Source organism: Cellulomonas chengniuliangii (genome assembly GCF_024508335.1).
Classification (GTDB): Bacteria; Actinomycetota; Actinomycetes; order Actinomycetales; family Cellulomonadaceae; genus Cellulomonas_A; species Cellulomonas_A chengniuliangii.
In genome coordinates this window covers 1829760-1855324 of record NZ_CP101988.1, presented here as the reverse complement: position 1 = coordinate 1855324, position 25565 = coordinate 1829760, and the positions used below count along the sequence as shown (strand labels likewise).

22 protein-coding genes are annotated in these 25565 nt (G+C 72.8%); 3 read left to right on the top strand and 19 right to left on the bottom strand.

The window, feature by feature from the left end:
• Nucleotides 1–266: 266 nt before the first annotated feature.
• Both NP064_RS08585 and NP064_RS08580 read left to right on the top strand, forming a co-directional pair.
• Nucleotides 267–1565 carry a bactofilin family protein gene (locus NP064_RS08585; RefSeq protein ID WP_256813520.1) on the top strand — a complete coding sequence of 433 codons (1299 nt, stop codon included), beginning with the start codon at nt 267–269 and terminating at the stop codon, nt 1563–1565.
• A 35-nt stretch (nt 1566–1600) separates the two neighbouring features.
• On the top strand, nt 1601–2050 hold the full coding sequence (locus NP064_RS08580) for a hypothetical protein (protein ID WP_227569234.1): 450 nt from the start codon (nt 1601–1603) through the stop codon (nt 2048–2050).
• A gap of 186 nt (nt 2051–2236) precedes the next feature.
• On the opposite strand, the gene NP064_RS08575 is transcribed toward NP064_RS08580, so the two are convergent.
• From NP064_RS08575 to NP064_RS08525, 11 genes are all read right to left on the bottom strand, one after another.
• Complete coding sequence (locus NP064_RS08575; RefSeq protein ID WP_227569233.1) at nt 2237–2725, bottom strand: hypothetical protein; 489 nt, start codon at nt 2723–2725, stop codon at nt 2237–2239.
• Nucleotides 2722–3531 (bottom strand): dihydrofolate reductase family protein, encoded by an 810-nt coding sequence (locus tag NP064_RS08570; protein WP_227569232.1) that lies wholly within the window; start codon nt 3529–3531, stop codon nt 2722–2724. Before NP064_RS08570 ends, NP064_RS08575 begins: the two co-directional genes overlap by 4 nt.
• Before the next feature lie 9 nt (nt 3532–3540).
• On the bottom strand, nt 3541–4833 hold the full coding sequence (gene cobA / locus NP064_RS08565) for a uroporphyrinogen-III C-methyltransferase (protein WP_227569231.1): 1293 nt from the start codon (nt 4831–4833) through the stop codon (nt 3541–3543).
• Between the two features lie 3 nt (nt 4834–4836).
• The gene (locus NP064_RS08560; protein ID WP_227569230.1) at nt 4837–5742 is read right to left on the bottom strand and encodes an ABC transporter permease; all 906 of its coding nucleotides are present in this window, start codon (nt 5740–5742) and stop codon (nt 4837–4839) included.
• Nucleotides 5732–6448 (bottom strand): ABC transporter ATP-binding protein, encoded by a 717-nt coding sequence (locus NP064_RS08555; RefSeq protein ID WP_308015929.1) that lies wholly within the window; start codon nt 6446–6448, stop codon nt 5732–5734. Before NP064_RS08555 ends, NP064_RS08560 begins: the two co-directional genes overlap by 11 nt.
• A gap of 83 nt (nt 6449–6531) precedes the next feature.
• On the bottom strand, nt 6532–7635 hold the full coding sequence (locus NP064_RS08550) for an ABC transporter substrate-binding protein (RefSeq protein WP_227569228.1): 1104 nt from the start codon (nt 7633–7635) through the stop codon (nt 6532–6534).
• A 36-nt stretch (nt 7636–7671) separates the two neighbouring features.
• The gene (locus NP064_RS08545) at nt 7672–9021 is read right to left on the bottom strand and encodes a sulfate adenylyltransferase subunit 1 (RefSeq protein ID WP_227569227.1); all 1350 of its coding nucleotides are present in this window, start codon (nt 9019–9021) and stop codon (nt 7672–7674) included.
• Complete coding sequence (cysD, locus tag NP064_RS08540) at nt 9021–9974, bottom strand: sulfate adenylyltransferase subunit CysD (protein ID WP_227569226.1); 954 nt, start codon at nt 9972–9974, stop codon at nt 9021–9023. The genes NP064_RS08545 and cysD overlap by 1 nt, the downstream gene beginning before the upstream one ends.
• Nucleotides 9971–10669 carry a phosphoadenylyl-sulfate reductase gene (locus tag NP064_RS08535; RefSeq protein ID WP_227569225.1) on the bottom strand — a complete coding sequence of 233 codons (699 nt, stop codon included), beginning with the start codon at nt 10667–10669 and terminating at the stop codon, nt 9971–9973. The genes cysD and NP064_RS08535 overlap by 4 nt, the downstream gene beginning before the upstream one ends.
• Nucleotides 10666–10827: a hypothetical protein gene (locus tag NP064_RS08530; protein ID WP_227569224.1), complete on the bottom strand. Its 162-nt coding sequence runs from the start codon at nt 10825–10827 to the stop codon at nt 10666–10668. The genes NP064_RS08535 and NP064_RS08530 overlap by 4 nt, the downstream gene beginning before the upstream one ends.
• Complete coding sequence (locus NP064_RS08525) at nt 10824–12482, bottom strand: nitrite/sulfite reductase (RefSeq protein WP_227569223.1); 1659 nt, start codon at nt 12480–12482, stop codon at nt 10824–10826. Before NP064_RS08525 ends, NP064_RS08530 begins: the two co-directional genes overlap by 4 nt.
• A gap of 429 nt (nt 12483–12911) precedes the next feature.
• Here NP064_RS08525 and zapE point away from each other — a divergent pair, with 429 nt between their 5' ends.
• Nucleotides 12912–13949 (top strand): cell division protein ZapE, encoded by a 1038-nt coding sequence (gene zapE / locus NP064_RS08520; RefSeq protein ID WP_227569222.1) that lies wholly within the window; start codon nt 12912–12914, stop codon nt 13947–13949.
• A gap of 637 nt (nt 13950–14586) precedes the next feature.
• Here zapE and NP064_RS08515 read toward each other — a convergent pair.
• The 8 genes from NP064_RS08515 to glgX all read right to left on the bottom strand — a co-directional run bounded on the left by NP064_RS08515 (nt 14587) and on the right by glgX (nt 25554).
• Nucleotides 14587–14916 carry a hypothetical protein gene (locus tag NP064_RS08515; RefSeq protein WP_227569221.1) on the bottom strand — a complete coding sequence of 110 codons (330 nt, stop codon included), beginning with the start codon at nt 14914–14916 and terminating at the stop codon, nt 14587–14589.
• A gap of 458 nt (nt 14917–15374) precedes the next feature.
• The gene (locus NP064_RS08510) at nt 15375–15764 is read right to left on the bottom strand and encodes a hypothetical protein (protein ID WP_227569220.1); all 390 of its coding nucleotides are present in this window, start codon (nt 15762–15764) and stop codon (nt 15375–15377) included.
• A gap of 99 nt (nt 15765–15863) precedes the next feature.
• Nucleotides 15864–16208: a hypothetical protein gene (locus NP064_RS08505; RefSeq protein WP_227569219.1), complete on the bottom strand. Its 345-nt coding sequence runs from the start codon at nt 16206–16208 to the stop codon at nt 15864–15866.
• Nucleotides 16209–16688: 480 nt separating this feature from the next.
• Nucleotides 16689–17483, bottom strand: a complete 795-nt coding sequence (locus tag NP064_RS08500) for an Ltp family lipoprotein (RefSeq protein ID WP_227569218.1) — start codon at nt 17481–17483, stop codon at nt 16689–16691.
• Between the two features lie 159 nt (nt 17484–17642).
• Entirely contained in the window at nt 17643–17933 is a 291-nt protein-coding gene (locus tag NP064_RS08495) for a hypothetical protein (protein WP_227569217.1), read from the bottom strand.
• 1113 nt (nt 17934–19046) lie between these two features.
• Nucleotides 19047–20834, bottom strand: a complete 1788-nt coding sequence (treZ, locus tag NP064_RS08490) for a malto-oligosyltrehalose trehalohydrolase (RefSeq protein ID WP_227569216.1) — start codon at nt 20832–20834, stop codon at nt 19047–19049.
• A complete protein-coding gene (gene treY / locus NP064_RS08485; RefSeq protein WP_227569215.1) occupies nt 20834–23365 on the bottom strand; it encodes a malto-oligosyltrehalose synthase in 2532 nt (843 codons plus the stop codon). Before treY ends, treZ begins: the two co-directional genes overlap by 1 nt.
• Nucleotides 23362–25554: a glycogen debranching protein GlgX gene (gene glgX, locus NP064_RS08480; RefSeq protein WP_227569214.1), complete on the bottom strand. Its 2193-nt coding sequence runs from the start codon at nt 25552–25554 to the stop codon at nt 23362–23364. The genes treY and glgX overlap by 4 nt, the downstream gene beginning before the upstream one ends.
• Nucleotides 25555–25565: the final 11 nt, after the last annotated feature.

Below are 25565 nucleotides of genomic sequence, written 5' to 3'. Positions count from 1 at the left end.
GTCTGGCATTCAGTGCCCCGGGCGCTGCGACGTTGGACCAGGGCGCCGGCGTGATGACCCTCCAGGCGCCGCTTGCCGCGCTCCTCGCTGGCGGTGTGGACGGCCCGTACACGTTGACCCATGGTGTGATGACGCGCACCTCGGACGGTCGGGCGCGTGTGGCGGTCATGGACAACCTCGGCACAGCCGGCGCGTACCCGGTCAGCTCCTTGCCGGTCGACCAGCTGGGCCTGTACCGCACGAGGCTCGAGCTGGACCGGGGGGCCATGACCCTCGTCGCCAGCGCCAGCGCCAGCGCCAGCGCCAGCGTTGTGCGTCCCGGGGTCTACCGGGTCGCCGGGACGCTCACAGGGCCTGACGGGCAGTCACTCGACGTGGAATCCGTCGACGTCGAGCTTCCGGCCGGCACCTCGGACGTGGCGGTGAGCTTCAACGCCACGGGCCTCGCGGCGGGGACGTACACCGTCAGCGATCTGGCCATTGTCAACGCCGAGGAACTTGATGAGGAGGCCCTGGCCCGCCCTGCGAGCTACGACTTGGCAGAGCCCGGCGAGCCCGGCGAGCCCGGCGAGGACGCTAACCCGACCGTCCGCACGGCGAGATCTCTGACGTTGACCAACCAGTTCCGAACCACTGGGGCGCGCGGCGATGTCGTGACGGAGCAGGACTTCGCCTGCGACTCCGAGGTCCACATCAGCGGAAGCGTGATCGCGGCCGGTGACGTTCGGATGACCAACGAGTGCCGCATCGAGGGTGACGTCCACGCGGGAGGCGCAGTCGTGATGGACTCGCGCGCATCAGTGGGCGGCGACATCATCGCTGTCGGCGACGTGAGGCTGCAGTCAACGGTCACCATCACCGGCGCCATCACCTCAGGTGGATCGGTCAGATCGATCGACTCCCGCTCGCTCGCCGACCTGCAGGACGCGAAGGTTGTGGGAGGAGAGATTGTGGAGGCTGCCACTGTGGACGCCCCCACGCTGCCGGCAGCCTCCATCATCCCCAGCCCTGAGGACCCCGCGTGGTCGAGCTTCGGGCAACTGACGTGGCGTCAGTGGATGAACCAGACGGCTACCGCGAACGCCGCGCCCGCGTGGTCCCCCGGGCTGAGTTCGAGCCCGGGGTGTGTCATGGCCCCTTGGGCCGCATCGGTCAACAGCGCGGAGGTCGTCGTCACCGACGCGACGCTCATCGACACCCGGCATGGCGCGAGCGGTTGTGCGGACGGCGTCACACTCCAGGGCATGACGCTCGCCCTCGGTGCCGACCTGGTCATTTACACCGATCAGCTCTCTGTCATCAATGGGCTGCGGGTCATGTCGCTCGACGGCCAGAGCCACGTCCTGCGGGTTCTTAGCCCCGCGGGCTCCGCCCAGTGCACTGGGGCCCCGTCGGTGGACGTGCGCAACGGCCTGGTTGCCGACCCTGAGATCGACGTGCAGATCGCCGCAGCCGCACGCGTGTCGCTCAACGGTCCCGTGGCTCTCAACATGCGCGTCGATGCCGGGTGCCTCGCGGCAAGCGGCTCGGTGGCGCTCGTGCGAACGACACCGGGTGTCCCGTGAGTAGCCCGCCTTCACGTCGTCAGACGTGGAGCCGGGTGCGGATCACCGTGGTGGCGCTCCTTGTTGTCGGCGCCGTTGCGGGGGGCGCCGAACTGTTGACCGGGGGGCCGGGCCCGCGGCTGGACGAGGTGCGCACCGAGGCGATCCTCGTCGCGCCCGTCCCCGCGGCGGAGCTCGGCCGCCGTGAGCAGCAGTCCCAATGGGGTCTCGGGCTCCCGGACTCGCACGCGTTCGTCGATATCGCGTACCAAGTTGCCGGCACACCAGAAGAGGCGGTCAGTGCCTGGACTCAGGCATACGGCCGCCAGTACGGGCTCAAGGCGCGGTCCTCGCGCGACCCCATCACCTTGGTCGGCTCCAGCGGCGAGATCGTTGTCTCGGTGCGTGTGGGAACCACGGTGGAACTCCCCGACTCAGAGAGGTCCGACTTCGCCTTGCCTGCCGAGGGCAGCACCGTCGTCACCGTGACGGCCAGCGCGGGATAGGGGCTCGGGCTCGTGCCTCATGTCGCGCGGGTAGTTCGAGCGACGTGGCCGCACGGTTGGCCGGCCCGTGTGCGCAACCCGGGGCGGCTCGGATCCCCTCGTCCTCTGGACCTGGCAGGCTCGGGGGGTTGGGAAGTCGAACATTGTGGGTGGGCCCATCCGGTGGGGTCTGCGGTTGCCGGACGCTCAGTCCACGATCTCGCTGGTCCCCGAGTACATGTGCAGCACCGGCACCTTCAGCTCCTCGCGCGCCCGGGACGCCCAGTCGCGGCGGAACGTGTCCTCCAGCGCGTGCGGGTAGGTGACGACGACGATCTCCCGGACGCCGCCCGCCTCCACCGCGGCCCGCAGCGCCGGGAGCGGATCGTCCTCGACGACGGCGCCGGTGGCGTCGCGGCCGGCGTCGGCGAACGCGGCCAGGCTGGAGGCGAGCTGCTCGGCTGCCGTGGCCTTCGCCTGCGTCGGCGAGGGCTCGCGGCCAAGCACCACGTCCAGGGCGTCACGCAGCTCACCCATGCTCAGGTTGTCCACGAGGGACACCAGCATGTTGCGCTCCGTGTCCGCGGGCACGAGCACCCGGTAGGCGAACTGCTCGTCGTTGTGCAGCTGCAGGATGTGGGCGACGTCGACGGGGGCCAGGGAGTCCTCGGTCAGGACCAGCACGGTGTCTATCACGGCTGCGAGCCTAGTAGCGGGTCCTCTGGCCCGCTCAGCAGCCACCGCCCCAGCAGCACGCCGCCGCTGTGCAGCAGGTGCACGGGACGGGCCTCGACCGCCGGGGTGATCCAGCGTTCGGAGTCCAGCACCCGGGGCCCGCTCCCGGCGACCAGCATCGGGCTGGTGGTCAGGCACAGCTCGTCGACCAGGCCGCGGGCGACCAACTGGGCGAGCAGGCGTGGCCCTCCCTCCGCCAGCACGCGGCGCAGCCCGCGGCGCGCGAGACCTGCGATCGCCTGATGGAGGTCGACCGCCCCCGTCCCGGCGACCAGCACCCTGTCCGGGCCGATGCGGCCCCGCAGGCCGTCGAGGTCGGGCCGGTCGGAGATGGTGACCACCAGAGGCGGCCGCGGCCCGTCGAGCAGCTCCGCGGGCAGCGCGCCGTTGGCGGACACCACGGCCAGCTCGAGCCCGGGGAGCTGGCCGCGGGCGGCCCGGGCATCGCTCGAGGAGGCGGGGACCGCGAGCGCGAGGTACCCCTCGGCGCGCGCGGTGCCGGCGCCGATCAGGACGACGTCGGCCCATCCACGCTGGGCCTCGAAGGCGCGGTGGTCGGCGGGGTTGTTGATCGAGCCGGAGACGCGGTCGGCGCCGGTGGCGGCGCCGTCGAGGGTGCTGATCATGTTGGCGCGCACATAGGGGCCTCCGCCGGCCCCGGGGTCGGGGTGCTCGTAGAGGGCGCTGAGCGCCGCGTCGTCGTGCGGGGAGATGCGTTGGCCCGCGCGCTCGACCGGCAGCAGGACGTCGAGGGTGGGCACGGGCATCGGGCCAGGCTAGCGGCGCGGCCGTGGGTCGGCAGCGGGGCTGTCGGCGCCGCCGTGGCCCGCGAGGTGGCCCCCACGCTCGGCGGCGTCCCCGAGCTCGGCGGCGATCGTGACGACCTCCCCGACGACGACGACCGCGGGCGAGGTGACTCCGCGGGCGACGGCCTTCTCGGCGATGTCGGCCAGGACGCCCACGGTGGTCCGTTGCTCGGGCAGGGTCCCGCGCTCCACGATCGCGACGGGTGTCTGCGGGGACCGCCCGTGCGCGATCAGGGCTGCCGTCCGCGCGGCGAGGTCGGCGACCGCCATCAGCAGGACCAGGGTGCCCTCGACTCGCGCGAGAGTCGCCCAGTCGGTGGCGCCGTCGTGCGCTGAGGCCACCGTCACCTGGCGGGCGAGGCCCCGATGGGTCACCGGGATCCCGGCTGCCGCGGGCACGGCGAAGGCGCTGGTGACGCCGGGGACGACCTCGACGTCGATCCCGGCGGCCCGGCAGGCGAGCGCCTCCTCGCCGCCCCGGCCGAGCAGATAGGGGTCGCCGCCCTTGAGGCGCACGACGCGCTGGCCGGCGGTGGCGCGCTCGACGAGCAGGTCGTTGATCTGCGCCTGCGTGAGGGTGTGCGCGTGGGGCGCCTTGCCCGCCTCGATGACCTCGACGCCGTGCGCGAGGCCCTCGAGAAGCTGTCGGGGTCCCAGGCGGTCGGTGACGACGACGTCGGCCTCGGCGAGCAGGCGCCGTCCTCGGACCGTGATCAGGTCGGGGGCGCCGGGCCCGCCACCGACCAGCGCCACGTGCCCGGCGCCGGGGCGGTGGCGCCGCAGGGGCAGCTCGCCCGCGTCGAGGAGCGTCGAGATGGCCGAGCGCAGGGCTGCGGCGCGCCGGGGATCGCCGCCGGCGCTGACGGCCACCGTGACGTCGCCCGCCCGGGCGACGGCCGGGGTCCACGCCGTCGCGCGGGCGGCGTCGCCGGCGTGGACGCACCAGACGCGCGCCGTCTCGGCCTCGGCGGCGACGGCGTCGTCGGTGCGGCGATCACCGGTGGCCGTGTGCACGAGCCAGGCGCCGGCGACGTCCCCGGGCTGGTAGTCGCGGCGCTCGTGGCGCACGGCGCCGCTCGCCGCCTGGGCGGCGAGGTCCTCGCACAGCTCGGGGGCGACGACCCGCACGCTCGCGCCGTCCTGCACGAGCGACGCGGCGCGGCGGGCGGCGACAGGCCCGCCGCCGACGACCAGGACGTCGCGGCCGCGCAGGTCCAGCATCACCGGGCGCCTGTGGGCGTTCGTCTCGTCGTTGGTGGGCATCGGTCAGCCTCCGCTCAGGCCGGTCAGGCCCCGGGCGTGCAGGATGCGCCGTTCCAGCGGGGTGAACACGGCCAGCTCGATGAGGATGCCCACCGCGAAGATCACCAGGATCGCCGCGATGACCAGGGACATGTCGCTGGTGTCGCGGCCCAGGTTGAGCAGCTGGCCGAGGCCGGCGCCAAGGCGCGGGGTGTTGGTGATGAGCTCGGCGGCCATGAGCGAGCGCCACGCGAACGCCCAGCCCTGCTTGAGCCCGCCCAGGAACCCGGGCAGTGCGGCGGGCAGCAGGACGTGCCGGATGCGGGTCCACCCGGACGCGCCCAGGACCCGCCCCACCCGCAGGTACAGCGGCGGGACCTGGTCCACCCCCGCCAGCAGGCCGTTGACGATCGAGGGCACGGCGCCCAGCAGCACCACCGTGAAGATCGCGGCGTTGCTCAGCTGGAACCAGATGATCGCGGCCGGCACCCAGGCGATCGACGGCAGCGACTGAAGCCCTGTCACCAGAGGTCCGAGGGCGCGACGCAGGAGCGGGAGGGTCGCCATCGCCGTTCCGAGGGCGACGCCGATGACCACGGACGCCAGGAACCCGATGCCGCCGCGCTGGACGCTCAGCCAGGCGGCGCGCACGGCTGAGCCGTCCTGGGTCGCGGCGACCAGCGTGCGCCAGACGTCCACGGGCCGGGGGAGCGCGTAGGAGGGTTTGACGCCGGACTGGGCGACGAGCTGCCAGGCTCCGAGCAGCACGAGCAGCGCGAGGGCCGTCGGCCAGAACGCGCGCCATGTCGTCGTCCACCAGGGGGTGCGCGTCGTCTCGACGGCGGTCTCGAGGGCGTCGAGCCCTGCCTCCAGGTCGCGGACGCCAGTCGGCGGCGCCGACGCGGTGGTGGTCTCACGGTCAACGGGCATGGCTGGCGATCTCCGCTCGCAGGTGATCGGTGATCTCGACGGACAGCTCCGCGACCGCCGGGTCCTCGATGCGGCGAGGCTGCGCGATCGCCACCGTCCACTCCCGCACGATCCGCCCCGGACGCGAGGACAGCAGGACGACCCGCTGCCCGAGCCGCACCGCCTCGCGGACGTTGTGGGTCACGAACACGACCGACCGGCCGGTCTCTTGCCAGATGCGGGTCAGCTCGCCGTGCATCACGTCCCGGGTGATCGCGTCGAGAGCGGCGAACGGCTCGTCCATGAGCAGCACGTCCCCCTCTTGCGCGAGGGCGCGGGCCAGCGCGACCCGCTGGCGCATCCCTCCGGAGAGCTCGTGCACGCGCCGGCGGTGCGCGCCGTCGAGGTGCACCAGGCTCAGCAGCCGGTCGGCCTCCCGGCGCCTGTCCGCGCGAGGCATGCCACGCAGCCGCAACGCGAGCTCGACGTTCTGCCCCGCGCTGAGCCAGGGGTAGAGGGCCGGCTCCTGGAACATGAGGGCAGGGCGCCGAGGCCCGACCTGCACCGCGCCGCCGGTGGGGGTGTCCAGGCCCGCGATCAGCGACAGCAGGGTGGACTTGCCGCACCCCGAGGCGCCGAGCAGGCAGACGAACTCGCCCGGCGCGACCACCAGGTCGATGCGGTCGAGCACCGGCGGCCGGGTGGCGTCGCCGAAGTGGTGGCTCACCTGAGTGAGCCGCACCGCGGGGCGGTGCTGCTCCCCGGCGGGCGTACTGGCCGAGGCCCCCGTGGGCGCGGCCTCCCGCACCCTCATTCGGAGCCGAGCCCGGCGGCGGACACGGGGGCGTGCCCGCGTGCGGCGAGGACCGCGTTGAGCGGGCCCAGCTCGTAGATGCCGCTCAGGTCCACCTTGTCCGAGACCCCGGTCTCGGCCGCGTGGTCGGCGGAGGTCTGCAACGAGCCCGCCACCGGGTCGTTGGTGGACCGCAGGTTCGACCAGGCGCGCAGCAGGACGTCGTCGCCGAGCTTCTTGCTGGTCAGGCCCTCGATGGCGGAGTTGGCCGCCTGCGCCGCCTCCTGGTCGTGGGCGGCGATCCACTCGCCGGTCGCGACATGCGCCTCGAGCAGTCGCGCGACCGTCTCGGGGTATTGCGCCAGGAACTCGGTGCGCACGATCAGGTGCGTGGTCACGAAGTCGCCGCCGGGCCACAGCTCCTTCTCGTCCAGGAGCACGTTCCCCCCGCCCTCCACGACCAGGCGCGAGGCCCAGGGCTCCGGGAGCCAGGCGCCGTCCAGCGCGCCTTGGCGGAACAGGTCGAGGGTCTGGGCGTTCTCCTGCGGCGCGATCAGCACGTCGTTGTCACCGCCGGTGACCGAGGTCCGCAGGCCGTTGTCGAGCAGCCAGGCCCGCAGCGCCACGTCCTGCGTGTTGCCGACCTGAGGTGTGGCGAGTGTGGCGCCGCGCAGGTCCTCGACGGACGTGATGCCATCCCGCACCACGAGCTGCGCGCCACCCGACGTCGCGCCGGCGATGATCCGCACGGCCTCGCCGTCTGACTTGGCGAAGGCGTTGATGGCGGGGTTCGGGCCGATGTACGTCGCGTCGAGGCCGTCGGCGAACAGCGCCTCGACGGCCGCCGGGCCGGCGTTGAAGATCTCCGTGGTGAGGGTGGTCTCGCCCAGCGCGTCGGCATACGTGCCGTCTGCCACGCCGATCAGCGGGATCGCGTGGGTGATGTTCGCGAAGTAGCCGAGCCGCAGCTCGGCGGCCTCACCACTCGCGCCCGCGTCGACCTCCTGAGCGCGGGGCGTGTCGAGCGCCGCGCAGGCGGCCAGCACAGCGGCGGAGGCGATCAGGAGGGTGGAGAGCGCGGCGCGGCGGGCTCGGGTGCGGGCGTGCGGGGTCGTGGGCATGTCGGTTCCTCTCGAGGGCGTCGATGGGGCGCAGCATCACTGCGCCCGACATCGGCCCGGGACCTCGACGGAACTTGCCAACGGCGAGCGGCCCGCCATGCCCGCGGCGAGCGTGGCGCCGTCGAGCGGGTCGATCAGCAGGAACGTGCCCGTCCGGCGGTGGTCGGCGAACTCGTCCAGCAGCACCGGCTCGGCGAGGTGGAGCCGCACGCGCGCGATCGCGTTGAGGGCCAGCGGCCCGGACACCGGCTCGAGCCTCAAGGTGTCCACGTCGAGCAGCGGCCCGACCTCCTGCAGCACGCCACGGACGGTGCGGGTGCCGGTGCGGACCAGCACCCGGGCGCCGGGCGCGCCGGGCGCCTGCGCGAGCCAGCAGACGGTGCCGGCCAGGTCCGTGCCGACGGTTGTCGCCGGGTGCGTGGCCACGAGCGTGTCGCCGCGCGCGACGTCCACGTCGTCCTCGAGCCGCAACGTGACGGAGCGCGGCGCGTGGGCCTGCGCCAACGGCCCGTCGAACGTGTCGATACCCGCCACCCGGCTGCGCACACCGCCGGGCACGGTGGCCACCTCGTCGCCCACCCGCACGCTGCCCGAGGTGATCCGGCCCGCGTAGCCGCGGTAGTCCGGGTGCTCGGCCGTCCTGGGCCGGATCACGTACTGCACGGGGAACCGGAAGGGCTCCGTGGCGGCGTCCCGGTGGACTGGGACCTGCTCGAGGTGCTCCAGGAGGGTGGGCCCGGCGTGCCACGGCATCCGCGTCGAGCGCTCGACCACGTTGTCGCCCGTGAGCGCGGAGACCGGGATGGCGCGCACGGCGGTGACGCCGAGCTGGGCCGCGTAGGCGGAGAACTCCTCCGCGATGGCCGTGAACGCTTCCTGGGAGTAGTCGACCAGGTCCATCTTGTTGACGGCGAGGACCACGTGCGGGACGCGCAGCAGCGCGGCGAGGGCGGCGTGCCGGCGGGTTTGCTGGACCACGCCGTGGCGGGCGTCGACGAGCACGATGGCGAGCTCGGCGGTGGAGGCGCCGGTCACCATGTTCCTCGTGTACTGGACGTGCCCGGGGGTGTCGGCGAGCACGAAGGCCCGGGTCGCGGTGGAGAAGTACCGGTACGCGACGTCGATCGTGATGCCCTGCTCCCGCTCGGCGCGGAGGCCGTCGGTGAGCAGTGCGAGGTCGACGGCGTCGCCTCCGCGAGCCTGGCTGGCCCGCTCGACGGCCGCGAGCTGGTCGGCGAGGACGGACTTGGTGTCGTAGAGCAGCCTGCCGATGAGGGTGCTCTTCCCGTCGTCCACGGATCCGGCGGTCGCCAGGCGCAGCAGGTCGCGCTCGTGGTGGGCGCCAGGCGTGCTCGGCTCCGTGGTGTGTGCGGTGTGCGTGCCCATCAGAAGTACCCCTCGCGTTTGCGGTCCTCCATGGCGGCCTCCGAGGCGCGGTCGTCGGCTCGGGTGGCGCCGCGTTCGGTGAGCCGGCTCGCGGCGACCTCGAGGATGACGTCCGCGACCGTCCGGGCCGTGGAGTCGACGGCGCCCGTGCAGCTCATGTCCCCGACGGTGCGGTAGCGGACCGTGCGGCGGGCCACCGCCTCGTCCGGCCGCGGGCCGCCCCAGTCCCCGGCGGTGAGCCACATGCCGTCGCGGGAGAACACGTCGCGCTCGTGCGCGTAGTAGATGGGCGGTAGCCCGATCTGCTCCCGCTCGATGTAGCGCCACACGTCGAGCTCGGTCCAGTTGGAGAGCGGGAAAACGCGCACGTGCTCGCCGGGGCTGTGCCGGCCGTTGTACAGGTCCCAGAGCTCGGGGCGCTGGCGGCGGGGGTCCCACTGGCCGTGCGCGTCGCGCAGGCTGAAGACCCGTTCTTTCGCGCGGGCCTTCTCCTCGTCGCGCCGCCCTCCGCCGAAGACCGCGTCGAAGCGGTGGGCGGTGATCGCGTCGAGCAGCGGGACCGTCTGCAGGGGGTTGCGGGAGCCGCCGGGCAGCTCGCGCACGCGCCCTTCGTCGATGGCGTCCTGGACGCTCGCGACCACGAGCCGGAGCCGGAGCCGCGCGACGACGTCGTCGCGGTAGGCGATGACCTCGGGGAAGTTGTGCCCCGTGTCGACATGCATGACGGGGAACGGCACGGGCGCGGGCCAGAACGCCTTGCGGGCCAGGTGCAGCATGACGATGGAGTCCTTGCCCCCGCTGAAGAGCAGGACAGGGCGCTCGAGCTCGCCGGCGACCTCGCGGAAGATGTGCACCGCCTCGGACTCGAGGACGTCGAGCTGGGTCAGCGCCGGTGCCGGCGCCGTGCCGCCCGTCGGCGCGGAGGGCGCAGGGATGGAAGTCGTGGACGTCATAGGTGCAACCCGCATTCCGTCTTGTCCTGGCCCGACCAGCGCCCGGCTCGGGCGTCCTCGCCGGGCGCCACGGGCCGGGTGCACGGGGCGCACCCGATCGAGGTGTAGCCGATTTGGCGCAGGGGGTTCAGCAGGATCCCGTGCTCCTCGGCGTAGGCGTCCACGTCCGCCTGGGTCCAGGCGGCTAGGGGATTGAGCTTGACCTTGGCGCGACGCTCGTCCCATCCGACGACGGGGATGTCGGTGCGGGTCGGGGCGTCCTCGCGGCGCATGCCGGTTGCCCAGGCGCTGTAGGGGGAGAGTCCGCGCTCGAGCGGCTCGACCTTGCGCAGCGCGCAGCACAGGTCGGGACGGCGCTCGTGCAGGCGTGGGCCGTGCTCGGCGTCCTGCTCGGCGACGGTCTGGCGGGGAAGCACGGTCCGCACCGTGATGGGGGTCGTCGCCGCATAGGCGTCGCGGGTGCCGATGGTCTCCGGGAAGTGGTAGCCGGTGTCGAGGAACAGCACGTCCACGCCGGGCGCCGCGCGCCCCGCGAGGTGCACCAAGACCTCGTCGCCCATCGACGACGCGACCACGAGCCCGGGTCCGAAGACGTCGTGCGCCCACCGGAGCACGTCGAGGGGGTGCGCGCCCTCCCACGTGGCGCCGGCGTCCCGGGCGAGGTCCCGCAGGGTGGGCGGGGCAGCCCCGGTCATCGTGGCCCCGCCAGGGCGAGGAACCGCACCGCGAACACCCGGGCGCAGGTGCGGCACTCCCACTCCCCGTGCCGCTCGCCCGCGGGGCGCAGGTCCTCCCCGGCGCAGAACGGGCAGTAGTACGGCACGGCTCGCTGACCCGCGTCGGCGCCGCTCATCGGAGGTCCTGGTCGTCGGCGCGCACGGCCCACTGCGCGAACAGCTCGCCCTCGTGCCGCTGCGCGTCGAACCGCCGCGCGACCCGTTCCACGTAGTCGGGCAGGTCGTCCGCGGGCACGCGCAGCCCGCGCAGGGTGCGGCCGATCCCGCCGGTGAGGCCGAGGCCGCCGCCGAGGTGCACCTGGTAGCCGTCCTCGCCACCCGCGAGCGCGCCCTTGAGGCCGACATCGGCCACCTGGATGCGGGCGCAGGAGTTCGGGCAGCCGTTGAGGTTGATGGTGAGCGGGTGGTCGAACGTCGGCAGGCGGGACTCCAGTTCGGCGACCAGCTGCGCACCTCGGGCCTTCGTCTCGACGATCGCCAACTTGCAGAACTCGATGCCGGTGCACGCCATGGTGCCGCGCCGGAACGTGGACGCACTGCGCACCGCCAGGCCGAGGGCCTCCAGGCCGTCGACGAGCGCGTCGACCTGGTCGGCGGGGACGTCGAGGACGACGATCTTCTGCTCGGCGGTCAGGCGGACCCGGCGGGACCCGCAGGCCTCCGCGAGGTCGGCGAGGGCGGCGAGGACCGCTCCTGGCGTCCGGCCGACCAGCGGCGCGGCTCCGACGTAGAACCGGCCGTCCTTCTGCGGGTGGACGCCCACGTGGTCGCGGCGGGCGAACGGCGGCGGGGGAGGCTCGGGGCCGTCAGGGAGGGTGAACCCGAGGTACTCGCCCTCGAGCACCTCGCGGAAGAGCTCGGGCCCCCAGTCGGCGACGAGGAACTTCAACCGGGCGCGGGAGCGCAGCCGGCGGTAGCCGTAGTCCCGGAAGATCCCCGCGACGCCGGCCCACACGTCGGGGACCTGCTCGAGGGTGACGAAGGCCCCCAGGCGGACGGCCAGCCGCGGGTTGGTCGACAGTCCGCCGCCCACCCACAGGTCGAAACCGGGGCCGAGCTCGGGGTGGAGCACACCGATGAACGAGACGTCGTTGATCTCGTGGGCGACGTCCTGGTGCGGGGAGCCGCTGATGGCCGTCTTGAACTTGCGCGGCAGGTTCGAGAAGTCGGGGTTGCCCACGAAGCGGGCGCTGACGGCCGCGACGGCCGGGGTGCCGTCGATGATCTCGTCCGCCGCGACGCCGGCCACGGGGGAGCCGAGGATCACGCGCGGGGTGTCGCCACAGGCCTCCTGGGTGGTCAGGCCCACGGCCTCGAGCCGGCGCCAGATCTCCGGGACGTCCTCGATGCGCACCCAGTGGAGCTGCAGGTTCTGCCGGTCGGTGATGTCGGCGGTGCCGCGCGCGTGCTCGACGGAGACCTCGGCGATCGTCCGCAGCTGGTCGGTGCTCAGGGAGCCGCCGTCGCACCGCACACGCAGCATGAAGTACTCGTCGTCGAGCTCGTGCGGCTCCATGGTGGCGGTGCGGCCGCCGTCGATGCCGGGGCGGCGCTGGGTGTACAGGCCCCACCAGCGCATCCGGCCGCGCAGGTCGTCGGGGGCGATCGAGGCGAAGCCCTGCTGGGAGTAGACGTGCTCGATGCGGTGGCGCACGTTGAGCCCGTCGTCCTCCTGCTTGAACCGCTCGTTGGCGTTCTGCGGCTCGCGTGAGCCGAAGGCCCACTGGCCTTCGTCTTTGGCCGCCGGCGGGGCGATCCGTGTGTGCGCCATCAGGCGCCTCCTCCGGTGTCTCGGGGACGTGCAGGCTCGTCCGGCCACCCACATGGGGTGGCGGTGGCGGGCGCCGCGCGCCCATCAGCAGGGACGAGCGGTCACGCGCTCCGGGGGCAGGCGCCCGGACAGCACAGGCCACGACAGTGGCGGCGAGGACAGGGCGCCGCCTGGCGCTGCCCCGCGGCCCGGGTGTCCGCGTGCGCCGTCATGCCGACGGGCGCGCTGGCGGCCGCCGCACGGGGGCGGCAGCCACGGACACACTGGGACGAATGCACCATCTGAGGCTGACAGGTCCGAACGGGTGACGACAGCCCCGGACCGCATGGTGAGACCGAGTGCCCGGTGACTGGGACACGGGCGGCCCCGCCCGGCGGGCCGGTGGGCGCCGTTCGGGCAGGCCGTCCCGCCCCCGTAGGCTCAGGCGTCGTGACATCGACGGACGCCGCGCCCGCCCACCCCGCGAGCCTCACGGCGCGCCGGCCCCACGTCCCCGCCGAGCGCCTCCTGGCCGAGCTCGTGCCCCCGCGCCACTTCGCGGACGAGTCGTTCGACACGTACCGGCCCGACTCCTCGCACCCCAGCCAGCAGGCAGCGCTAGACCGGCTCCGGGGAGTCGCCGGCGAGCTGACAGGCGCACAACGGAGCGGCTCGTGGTGGCGGCGTCGCCGCGCATCGCCGCCGCCCGCGGTCTACCTCGACGGTGGCTTCGGCGTCGGCAAGACGCACCTGCTCGCCTCGCTCGCGCACGCGGTGGGAGAGGGCGCCGCCTACGGCACGTTCGTCGAGTACACGAACCTGGTGGGGGCCCTCGGATTCCTGCCCACCGTCGAGGCGCTCGCCGGGCGGGCCCTGGTGTGCATCGACGAGTTCGAGCTCGACGACCCGGGCGACACGGTGCTGATGGCGCGCCTGCTGCGGGAGCTCGCCGACCGCGGGGTCGCGCTGGCCGCGACGTCCAACACGCTGCCCGGCTCGCTCGGGGAGGGGCGCTTCGCGGCCGAGGACTTCCTCCGCGAGATCCAGGCGCTCTCGGACCGCTTCGAGGTGGTGCGGGTCGACGGGGAGGACTACCGCCACCGCGCCCTCACGACCGACGCGCCGAGCCTGGAGGACGACGCCGTGCGGGCCGCCGCCGCCACGGTGCCGGGCGCGACGATCGACCCCCTGGCCGACCTGGTGGCGCACCTGGCCACCGTGCACCCCAGCCGCTACGGCGCCCTGCTCGACGGCGTGCGCCTGGTCGCCGTGACCGGCGTCGGCCCGGTCGAGGCGCAGGACGTCGCCCTGCGCCTTGTGGTCCTCGTGGACCGCCTCTACGACCGGGACGTGCCGGTGCTGCTGGGCGGAGGCGGCCCCGAACGGCTGTTCACCGCCGAGATGCTGGCCGGCGGGTACCGCAAGAAGTACCACCGGGCACTGTCCCGCCTCGAAGCCCTGGCTGAGGCCGGACGGGCACTGCTGTAGCCCGCGCTCCCGGGCAAGCGTCTTGGTCCGGCGGTGGTCGGTGGCCGCAGCCCGTGCCGCAGCGCGCCACGCCGCCTGTCGCGGTCGTAGAGGTGCGGAGTCTCAGGTCGGACACCTCAACGCTCTGGACACCTCCGTGGCGACCTGCCGCGTCAAGGGTGGTGAGCTGTGCTTCCCGTGCGGCCTTCTGCCGGGTGAGCATCCGGCGGACGGCGGCGTCGGCGGCGATCCGCTGGTATTCGGGGTTGCCCGCCTGCCGTTGTCGACGGTCGGCGTCCCACGGGGTCCGCCGGCTGCGTCTGCGTGTCTCTGCTGCGGACTCCTGCCTCTCACGGTGGTCAGCAGGAGGAGCACGCCCGCTGCTGTCGCCGCTGCTGCGGTCAGCGTCTTGCGGACAGGGGTCGGACGGCCAGCCCGCCAGGCGCCGATGGCCGCTGCAGCAGCCGCGAGCGCCGCGGCGCCATGCGCGGGCGACCTGCCGGTGAGCGCGGCTGTTGCGTCGAGCACCGCCGCGGCGAGGAACGAGACAGCCGGAAACGAAACACCGGCCCGGCTGGCGGCGGTAGCCGCGTCGTTTCTACGCGGTCGCGTGTCGTGCATGCCACCACGGTGCCGGGCACCGCCCGCGGCGCAGTGGCTACCGCTGGCCGAGGGTGGGCAGCCCTCCGGAGACTGTCCGCACCGAGCTGCTGCCAGGGGCCTGGCGGAACTGGCGTGCGTACCGCTCCTTGAACTTGCGCTTCTGCACCTGCTTGGCCACCTGCTTGGTGTTCAGGTGGGCGATCTGACGAAGCTCACGGATGTTCACGGTGACCTTCGTCAGCTCCTTGAACCTGGCGCAGAGGTGCGCGGCGTCACCGCCCTCAGCGAGGACTGCCAGGCCGGTGAAGACCCCGCGCTGGCCTGTCATCTCTGCGGCCTTGAGGTCGAGCTCCCACACGCGTGTGACGGATGCGCCTTTGGCCATGGGCGGGACGTAGCAGCAACGTGCCGGGCGTGGGTGGAAGGCGGTGATCCTCGTGCGGGCAGCCGCTGTGGGCAGGTGTGGAGCCAGACGTCGAGGTGCCAGGCCGAGCGTAACCGGCTGTCAACGGGTTCGGCCGCGACCGGGAGCCGGTGTCCGTTGACGCGTGTCGAGCCGATCGTTGTCGAGGTCCTCGCCGACGTCGCATGGTCGGGGACGTCCTTCCGTCACCCGTTGCGGTTCGTCCGGGCTCGGCCTGATGTCACGCCGGGGACGTCACCGCGCCGCCAGCGTGACGACGCACATCGCTGGGGTGCGCCGCCGGCATGTGGCAGGGCCGCCGCGGGTGCGCCGCATGGGCCTCGAGCCGCTCGAGCCCGGTGGCGCCGGGCGCTCGCAACCCGGCATCGGTCAAGGCCTCTACGGCGGCGCGAGCGGCCCGCCCGGGCGACGTGGACCCACTAGGGGCCACTCGTCGCCGAGGTGCTCACCGACGTCGCTTGGTCGGGGTTCCCGCGGATGATGCCCGCTGCCTGCACGTAGTGCTCCGCGCGGATGAGGCGCATGACCCGTGCGGTGGTGTCGAGCTCCGGGACGGCCGTGATTTCCGCGGCTGCCGCCTCCAGCTTGAGGGCGAGGCTCTCGCTAAGGGCCGCGTCGTCGCCCGCCTCGGCGGCGCGGAGGTTGTGCTCGAGCCAGTCGCCACCCACGATGACCGCGTCTGGACCGGCTCCCAGCACACCGTTCGCGGACATGTGTCCGCCCGGGCCCGTGCACTCGGTGTGGGCGAGGTGCGCGGCGCGCATGGCCGCGGTCCACCCCTGGGTGAAGCCGGGAGCCTGACCACCCATAGCCGGCGTCGCATTACAGAACACGCAGCCGCCGGCGTCGACGGTCGCGACGTCCAGCGCCTGTACAGCGTCAGCGATCCGCTCGACCCTGGTCCCGGGTCAGGGCAGGCCCGCCGGCGTCGACGATCGCAGCTTCCAGCGTGGTGCGTGACCGGGCATCTGTGGGGCCTCCATGGGGTCTTGGGGTGCGGTCGCGGGGGAGCGCCAGCGGTGGTGGGTGTCGTGGTGGTGCGGGAGGTCGGACGTCGCTGCGGCCAGTGCGACGCCGCGGGCGCGAAGCTCGGCCTCCTCGATGGCGATGAGCCGCAGCGCCGTCGTGCTCGGGAGCATCCCTCGGACGCGGCGAAGGTAGCGCAGCGCACTGGCGATGTCGTCAGCCTTGCTCTCCGCAAGCGGCGTGTGGGCATCCGCCGAACGCTCAGCGGCGGGGTGCTGGGAGCACATGCGCCCTCCTCGAGTGGGTGTGCGCTCCACTGTGCCGCGATGGAAGCCCATGGCACTGGGGGCACTGCCCTGCGAATGTGGAAGCGGGGCTTGCGGCGCGAGCGGGCGCCGCGAGGGTGTGCCGTACAGACCGCCTCAGCACCCGGAGGAAGATGATGCTCGAGTGTATTTGCCGCTGACGGAGACGTCAGCGCCGCGCCTTTCCCGGCGCGGACCCCACCTCACATTCTCCTGACCGACCTGTCATCACAGGCCGACCTGCCATGCGCTGCTCGCATAGTGCCCGTTGGGGCTGGACAAGCCCTGATGGCCCACGCCGACGCAGAAGCCTGGCAGAACTCACTTCTGGCGCTGACGCGCCCGCAGCCCCCCACGTTAGAACGTGGGGGGCTGCAGTCTTGATCCAGGACGTCCAGGTCGGCCGGGCATCGCAGGCGGCTGCCTACCCCAGCTGGACGGGGCTCAGCGAGCGTCCGGCGGTCACAGGCCGGTCTGGCTGACGCCGTACTCGGCCTGCTCCCTGGTGAAGCCTTCGCCGTACTCGCTCGTGAGCTGCTGGATGAGGCCGGCCCGCGAGTAGGACATGAGCTCCATGTAGGTCTTCGCCGACTTGGCCGCCTGTTCGTTCCAGTCCACGCCGCCCTCGGCCTCGAGTCGGGCGATCGCGAACTCCGCGTCTTCACGGGGGAAGGCATCGGCGTACTCGCTCGTGAGCTGCCGGATGAGGCCTGCTCGCGAGAAGGACGAGAAGTCCAGGTAGGTGAGTGCGCTCCGGTAGGCGTTCTGCTGGGAGACGGTTCCCGCCCGCGCAGCCTCAGCGGCCGCCGCTTCAGCGGCAGCAGCCTCTGCTGCGACTCGCGCTTCCTCCTCCAGGCGCTTCTCCTCGGCCTTCGCCGCCCCGTCCGCCGCCTTCTGCGCCTGGCGCTTCTCCTCGGCCTTCTTCTCCGCGGCTACCTCATCGGCGGTCTTCTCCTTGGCTGCCGCGGACGGGCTTGCCGCGGCGGCGGGCTTCTGCTCGCCGGCGTCGCCGTCGCCAAACGCTCCGACGATGATGAAGAAGAGGAGGAAGGCGCCGGGAAGGATGAAGCGCTTCTTCTTGTACCAGGCGCGCGCCGGGGCAGGTCCGGTCCCCGCGTTCGGGTCCGAATGCAAACTGGCGTCACCTGCAGGCCGCTGGCCGTAGGGAGGCGGGGTGTCGCCGGGAGCCTGCCCCTGGTACGGGGACGGCTGGTTCGAGCCGGGCAGCGGCTCGTGCCCGGGGGACTGCTGGGTCATTGCTTCTCCTTCGAGGTGGTCCTTACTGCAATCGGGCGCCGAGCACCGCGGCATGAGTAGTGCAGCGGGTGTGTTCCGAAATCAGCCGTCGAGTTGGTGCCAGGGCTCGGGGTCGCATGGCGCCTGGGCGGGGCGAGTGAGCCTTCGGTGGCTATCGCGTCAACGCGACGCCGGTGCGACGCCGGTGATCGCCTTCTCCAAGAGGTCCGCCTCCCGCATGAGGGCGAACTCCGCCTCCTGCAGGGCTGCTCGGGCGACGGCGCTTGTCGCGTGGATGCTTGCGACGATCCCCGCACCGGCGCGGAACGCTGCGGCATGCGCCATGGCCGGCCGCCTCGGCACCGAGCCCGCGCCGTCGTGGAGCCTGTCGTTGCCTGCGGGGAGCGCCACGGGGGTCGGCGGGCACACCCATGTTTCCAGGTTGCGCTCGAGTGTCGCCTGGATGGTCATCTGCTCTTCGCGTGCTTCGTCGCGATCGGACTCTTGGACTTGACCGTGAACGCATGGGGCCCCACGGAGGGATCGGGCGTCCTCGTCAGCGCCCACGCCTGCACGGGCTTGTTCGTCAGCAGCTACCAGGAGATGGCCGACATCTCGGTACCCGCAGAAGTCGCCGTCACCGGGCCGTCCATGGACGGCATCTGCCACGCGGTGGGGATCACCCACCCGCCAGTGGACACCCGAAGGGTCGTCCCGGCAGTGGTGACGAACCCGGTCATCGGTACCGTGGCGCCACGTCCGAAGACGGGCCCGCTACCGGTGGCCACGACGGCGCCGGTGGAGTCCAGCGCCTCCACCGTCAGCTGCTGCCCCGAACACGCGTCCGAAGCGAACGACACCGTCCGTGTCCACGAGGGCGCCGGAACTCCCCGACGTCGCGGTGATGAGGTGCGGGCACGGGTGGAAGTAGCTGAAGCTGTCGAGGCTCGTCGACGTCAGGTCCTAGGGGGCGGCGTTAGCCCCGCCTAGCCCCGCCAGGAGGAGGACGAACTTGGCCACAAGTGCCACGCAGCGCAGGAGTCGACGTGCGTCTCTGCGCATGTGCCCTCCTTGCAACGTGGCGGGTTCCGGCGCGGCGGCAGAGCTGCGCCGTCATGCGGGTCGGGTCGATGCGCCACTTCGCCTTCGCGGGTGAAGGCCGCGATGGAGTTGTACTTGTCGCTGCGGCAGAAGAACGTCCTGGAGCGCCGCTCGGCCACTCGCGATGACCTGCGTCTGGCAATCATCACCTGGATTGAACATCCCCCTGTCTATCGCCACCGATGCCAAGCCCCTCGGTCGCCTGATACCCCGCGGAGTACGGAACATCACACCGCTCAGGTCGCACTCGATGCCTGAGACGAGACCGACTGTCATCTATTCGTGGGCCCCACCCGAGCACGCTCTCTGAGCCGCTCGGCGTTTTGCGCGACACGTTCCGCCATAACGCTTCCGGCGAGCCAGCGCTCGGGTCGACTCGCCCTGTTCCTGGCTGATGAGAGGAGTTTGTCAGGCGGATCGAAGGGCAGTTGCCGAGTGCGCCGGGGAGCCTGCCATCCCATCGCCCAGACCGGACAAGGAGGGTCAGGCCAGCACCGCGACGCTGCGCCCCGGCAGGGTGACGTGCGCCGCCGCGTCGTCGCCGCCCGGCGGGTCCAGGAGCACCGGAGACCACGCGGCCCGGACGGTGAGCGGCCGGTCCGCCCGGAGCGGGATGCGGCGCTCGTCGTCGGACAGGTTCACCACCACGCGGGCGCCGCCGCGCTCGACCACGAGCCAGCCGCGCCACCCGTCGCGCTCGTCGGCGGACTCCTCGAAGCGCACCTCGGTGGCCGCCAGGGACCCCGACCCGAGGTCCGGCTCGGCGCGGCGCAGCGCGATGAGCTGCCGGTGCCAGTCCAGCAGCCGGGCATGGTCGCCGCCGCGCGGCTCGTCCCAGTCCAGGCGGCTGCGCTCGAACGTGGAGGCGGCCTGCGGATCAGGCGGTTCGACGTCGCCGCCGTACAGCGCGGACCAGCCATGCCCTCCGAACTCGCCGCGCCTGCCGGTGCGGACGGCGTCGGCCAGCTCGGGCTCGGGGTGGTCGGTGAAGAACAACCACGGCGTCCGGGCGCCCCACTCCTCGCCCATGAACAGCAGCGGCGTGAAAGGCGAGAGCAGCACCAGCGCGGCCTCGGCCGCGAGCGCCCCCGCGTCGAGCCGGGCCGAGGGCCGGTCGCCCAGGGCCCGGTTGCCGACCTGGTCGTGGTTGGACGCGAAGACGACGAACTGGTGGCCGTCCGCCCCTGGGGGCAGCGGCAGCCCCCAGGGGCGTCCGCGGAAGGTCGACCAGTCGCCGGCGTGCACGAAGACGCGGGTGAACGCGGTGCGCAGTGTCTGGGGGGAGCCGAAGTCGACGTAGTAGCCGTGCCGTTCCCCGGTCACGAGGGCGTGGATGGCGTGGTGCACGTCGTCGGCCCACTGGGCCGTCATGCCCCAGCCGCCCTGTTCGACCGGCTGGGTGACGACGGGATCGTTGAGGTCGCTCTCGGCGATGAGGGACAGGGGCCGCCCGAGCTCGCGGGACAGGTCGGCGACCTCTTGGGAGAGCTGGGCGAGCAGGTGCTGCGGTGAGTCGTCCACCAGCGCGTGCACGGCGTCCAGGCGGAGGGCGTCCAGGTGGAAGTCCCGGAACCAGCGCAACGCGCTGTCGCAGATCCAGCGGCGCACCTCGGCGGAGCCGTCCTGGTCCAGGTTGACCGCGGCGCCCCAGGGTGTGTGGTGGGCCTCGGTGAGGTACGGGCCGAAGGCGCCCAGGTAGTTGCCGGACGGGCCCAGGTGGTTGTGCACCACGTCCAGGCACACGCCGATCCCGCGGGCGTGCGCGGCGTCCACGAACCGCTGCAGGGCGGGGGGGCCGCCGTAGGGCTCGTGCACCGAGAACAGGGACACTCCGTCGTAGCCCCACCCGTGCACGCCGTTGAACGACGCCAGCGGCATGAGCTCGACCATGTCGACGCCGAGCGCGACGAGGTCGTCGAGGCGCTGGGCGGCGGCGTCCAGCGTGCCCTCCTCGGTGAAGGTGCCGACGTGCAGCTCGTAGAGCACGGCGCCACGGGCATCCACGCCCAGCCATGAGTCGTCCGTCCAGGCGAAGCCCGTGGCATCGAACACCTGGCCGGGGCCGTGCACGCCGGAGGGCAGCCGCTGCGCCCGCGGGTCGGCGTGCGGCGGACCGCCGTCCACCGCGTAGGCGTGGTCGGCGCCCGGGGGGAGGTCCACATCGGCCTCCCACCAGCCGCCGGCAGTAGCCCGCAGCGCCACACGCCGGCCGTCCGGGGGCAGGTCGAGCACGATCTCGCGCGCGGCAGGCGCCCACACCCGGGGCCGCACTAGGGCTCCTCCCGGACCAGGAGGGCAACTGGCAGGCGGTCCAGGAGGTCGGCGACTCGGCGAAGGCCGCCGCCGTCGACGGGCCGGTCGGTGAGCACGTCGCGCCACCTGCCCTCGGGCACGGCGACGGTGTGCTCGCCCCAGCCTCCGAGCCGTTCGAGCGCCGCCGCGAGCCGCGTGGCGACCATCACCACAGCAGCCTCGCCGCCCACCGTGCGGGCGAAGGTGAGCGAGTGCTCGGAGGAGTGGGCGAGCGGCACGAATCCGGCCCGTGGGCCCGTGAACGCCTCAGCCATGGAGCGTCGGGTGCGCAGCGCCTGGGCGGTGACCCAGAGCTTCTCGTCGGCGAGGTCGTGGGGCCCCGCGCCCTGGTCGAGCCTGCGCAGACGGTCGGCGAGCTCCTGGACGGGCACGGGGCGCCGGTTGTCGGGGTCGACGAGCGCCACCACCGGCGCCTCGGTGCCCTGGTAGACGTCGGCGACGCCCGGCAGCATCAACTGCACCAGCTTCGCGCCGAGCGTGGCGGCCCGCACCGCGGACCGGGTGCGCTCCTCCCACGCGGTGAGCAACACGGCGACAGCCGGATCGGCGCGCGCGGCCCGGGCGGTCACCAGGACGGCGTCCTCGTACTCGGCGTCGGGAGCCACCCATGACGTGCGCGTCTTGGCCTCTCTCACCGCCTTGAGCAGGTAGTCCGTCAACCGGTCCACCGCCAGCGGCCCGTCCTCCGTCCATGTCCCCGCGAGGGTCTGCCACATCAAGTTCTCAGTGCGGCCGTCGAGCAGCGCGCTGCGGAACGCGGCGGACCGCTCCCTGAGGTCCTCGACGAGCGCAGCCCACTCCTGCGGCAGCTCGGACAGCACGTCGATGCGGGTGCGCGCGTCCTCAGTGCGCTTCGTGTCGTGGGTGGTCGCCGCCGTCATGCCCAGCGGGGTCCACCGCGAGGCGCGGGCGGCCCAGGAGGCCAGCTCGGCGGGCGCCAGCGCGAACCGCTCCGGCTCGCCCCCGACCTCGCACAACGACACGAGCTGGGTCCACCGGTAGTACGCGGTGTCCTCGACGCCCTTGGCCATCACGGCGCCGCATGTCTGCTGGAACCGCACCACGAGCTCGTCGCGCTGCGCCTCGCCAGTGCGGCCCGCGCTGCCGGCCTCCCTGCCGAGCAGCAGCTCCACGACGACGTCCAAGGTCGGCTTCCGCTCGGCGGGAAGCCGCTCGGCGGCGACGCGGGCAGCGGCCTGCATCGCGCGCAGGGACGCGTCGTCCACGGGCTGGCCCGGCGCCACGTACGCCCGGTAGCGGTCGAACGCGACGAGCAGCTCAACCAGGCAGTCGTGCAGGGCTCGCCAAGTGTGGTCCCGCAGCCGGAGGTCGTCGTGGCAGATGTCGGCCGCGAGGTCGGTGATCCGGTGCACCTCGGCGTACAGGGGGCCGGCCACGACCTCCCGCTTGGCCTCGTCCACGATGGCCGGCAGCTCGTCGGCGGTGTCGCCGGCGATGCGGTGCATGAGCGCCCCGAGCTCCGCGGCGCCGCCGGGGTCGACGAACGTCTGCTGCACCCGCCAGAGCGCGTCGTACCCCGTGGAGCCTGCGGTCGCCCACCCCGCGGGCAGCTCCTCGTCGCCCTCGAGGATCTTCTCCACGACCACCCAGGCCCCGCCGGTCCGCTCGCGCAGCCGCTCCAGGTAGCCGGCGGGGTCGGCCAGCCCGTCGGGGTGGTCCACCCGCAGGCCGTCCACGACGCCCTCCCGCACCAGGTCCAGCACCAGCGCGTGCGTCGCGTCGAACACCTCCGGGTCCTCCACGCGGACCGCCGCCAGGGTGTCGATGTCGAAGAACCGCCGGTAGTTAAGCTCCTCGTCCGCGACACGCCAGTAGGCCAGGCGGTAGTGCTGCCGCTCGACCAGCTCGGACAACGGCAGGTGCTCGGTGCCCTGGCGCAGGGGGAAGACGTGATCGTGGTAGCGCAGCACCTGCTGCCGGCCGGCGCCCGGCACGTCCACCTCGTCGATCGTCAGCTGTCCGTCTGCCAGGATCGCGCCGATCCGGTCGCCCAGCACCGGCATGAGCAGCACGCCCTCGCCCGCGGACCAGTCCACGTCGAACCACCGCGCGTAGGGCGAGGAGGGGCCCTCGGCCAGCACCGACCACAACGCGGTGTTGTGCCACGCCGGGGTGGGCACCGCCATGTGGTTGGGCACGATGTCCAGCACCAGGCCCAGCCCTGCCGCGTGGGCGGTGGCCGCGAGCGCCCGCAGCCCTTCGATCCCGCCCAGCGCCTCGGAGATGGTGCTGTGGTCGACCACGTCGTAGCCGTGTTCGGATCCGGGCGCGGCCGTGAGCACGGGCGACAGGTACAAATGGGTGGCGCCGAGGTCGGCGAGGTAGGGGACCTGGGCCGCGGCGTCGGGGAAGGTCAGGGACGGCCCGAGCTGCAGCCGGTAGGTGGAGACGGGCACAGGGCGGCCGGGCGCGGGCAGGTGGCGCGCGGGGGTGCCCGCCCACTCGTCGGCGGCGCCGTGCGTGGTCATGCGCGCCGCCGCCTGGCGGTGCGGGCGTTGGCGCTCGCCTTGGCCACGGGGCCCTCGCCCTCGGCGCTGAGCGTCTCGGCGACCGGGGGCCGGGTGAGCAGGACCACTGAGCGGGCCGCCACCTCGAAGGAGGCTCCGGCCTCGACGGGGGCGCCCAGGCCGGAGCGCGCGCCGGTGTTGACCAGCACCGTCCAGGTGGGCCCGTACCCCTCGGGCGGCAGGGTGAAGGACATCGGGTGCGCCTGGGCGTTGAACAGGACCAGGAAGCTGTCGTCGATGATCTCCTCGCCGCGCGGGTCCGGCTCGGCGATCGCCTCGCCGTTGAGGAACACCGACACGGCCCGCGCCTGGTCGGCGTGCCAGGCGGACTCCTCCATGTGCTCGCCGGCCGGGGTCAGCCAGGCGATGTCCCGCAGTTCGGACTCGCCGCCGTGCTCGGCGGCGCCGGCGAAGAACCGCCTGCGGCGCAGCACCGGGTGCTCTCGGCGGAGCCGGACGAGCATGCGGGTGAAGTCCAGCAGCGAGGAGCGCTGGGGGTCGAGGTCCCAGTCCACCCACGACAACGGGGAGTCCTGGCAGTACACGTTGTTGTTGCCCTGCTGGGTGCGGCCGAGCTCGTCCCCGTGGGAGATCATCGGCACCCCTTGGGACAGCATCAGGGTGGTGAGGAAGTTGCGCTGCTGGCGGGCGCGCAGCGCGAGCACCTTGCGGTCGGACGTGGCGCCCTCGACCCCGCAGTTCCAGGACCGGTTGTGGCTCTCCCCGTCCCGGTTGCCCTCGCCGTTCGCCTCGTTGTGCTTCTCGTTGTAGGACACCAGGTCGGCCAGGGTGAACCCGTCGTGCGCGGTGATGAAGTTGACGGAGGCGATCGGCCGGCGGCCGGTGTGCTCGTACAGGTCGGAGGAGCCGGAGAGCCGGCTGGCGAACTCCCCGAGGGTCGAGGGCTCGCCTCGCCAGAAGTCGCGCACCGTGTCGCGGTACTTGCCGTTCCACTCCGACCACAGCGGCGGGAAGCCGCCCACCTGGTAGCCGCCGTCGCCCAGGTCCCACGGCTCGGCGATGAGTTTGACCTGGGAGATGACCGGGTCCTGCTGCACGATGTCGAAGAATGCCGACAGCCGGTCGACCTCGTGGAACTGGCGGGCCAGGGTGGCCGCCAGGTCGAAGCGGAAGCCGTCGACGTGCATCTCCTGGACCCAGTAGCGCAGCGAGTCCATGATCAGCTGCAGCACGTGCGGCGAGCGCATCAGCAGCGAGTTCCCCGTGCCGGTGGTGTCGAAGTAATGGGTCGGGTCGTCGTCCACCAGGCGGTAGTAGTTGGCGTTGTCGATGCCGCGAAAGCCGAGCGTCGGGCCTAGGTGGTTCCCTTCGGCCGTGTGGTTGTAGACCACGTCGAGGATCACCTCGATGCCCGCCTCGTGCAGGGCCTTGACCATCGACTTGAACTCCTGCACCTGCTGCCCGGCCTCGGGGAAGGCGGCGTAGCCGTTGTGCGGGGCGAAGAAGCCGATCGTGTTGTAGCCCCAGTAGTTGCTCAGCCCTTGGTCGACGAGCCCCGGGTCGATGACGAACTGGTGCACGGGCATGAGCTCGACGGCGGTCACCCCCAGGGAGGTGAGGTGCTCGATGATGGCCGGATGGCCTATCGCGCTGTAGGTGCCGCGGAGTTCCTCGGGCACCGCCGGGTGGAGCTGGGTCAGGCCGCGCACGTGCGCCTCGTAGATCACGCTGTCGTGGTACTCGTGGCGCGGCGGGCGGTCGTGGCCCCAGTCGAAGAACGGGTTGACCACCACCGACGTCATGGTGTGGCCCGCGGAGTCGTCGTCGTTGCGCTCGCCCTCCGCGCCGAACCGGTAGGAGAACAGCGACGGGTCGCCGTCCACCTGCCCGTCGATCGCCTTCGCGTACGGGTCGAGGAGGAGCTTGGCCGGGTTGCACCGATGCCCTTCCGAGGGCTCGTACGGGCCGTGGACCCGGAACCCGTAGCGCTGCCCTGGTTGCAGCGCGGGCACGTACCCGTGCCACACGAACGCGTCGACCTCGGGCAGGTCCACCCGGGTCTCGCTCCCGTCGGCGTCGAGCAGGCATAGCTCCACCCGCTCGGCGACCTCCGAGAACAGCGCGAAGTTCGTCCCCGTTCCATCGAAGGTCGCGCCGAGGGGGTACGGACGACCTGGCCAGATCTGCATGCGCCCAAGAG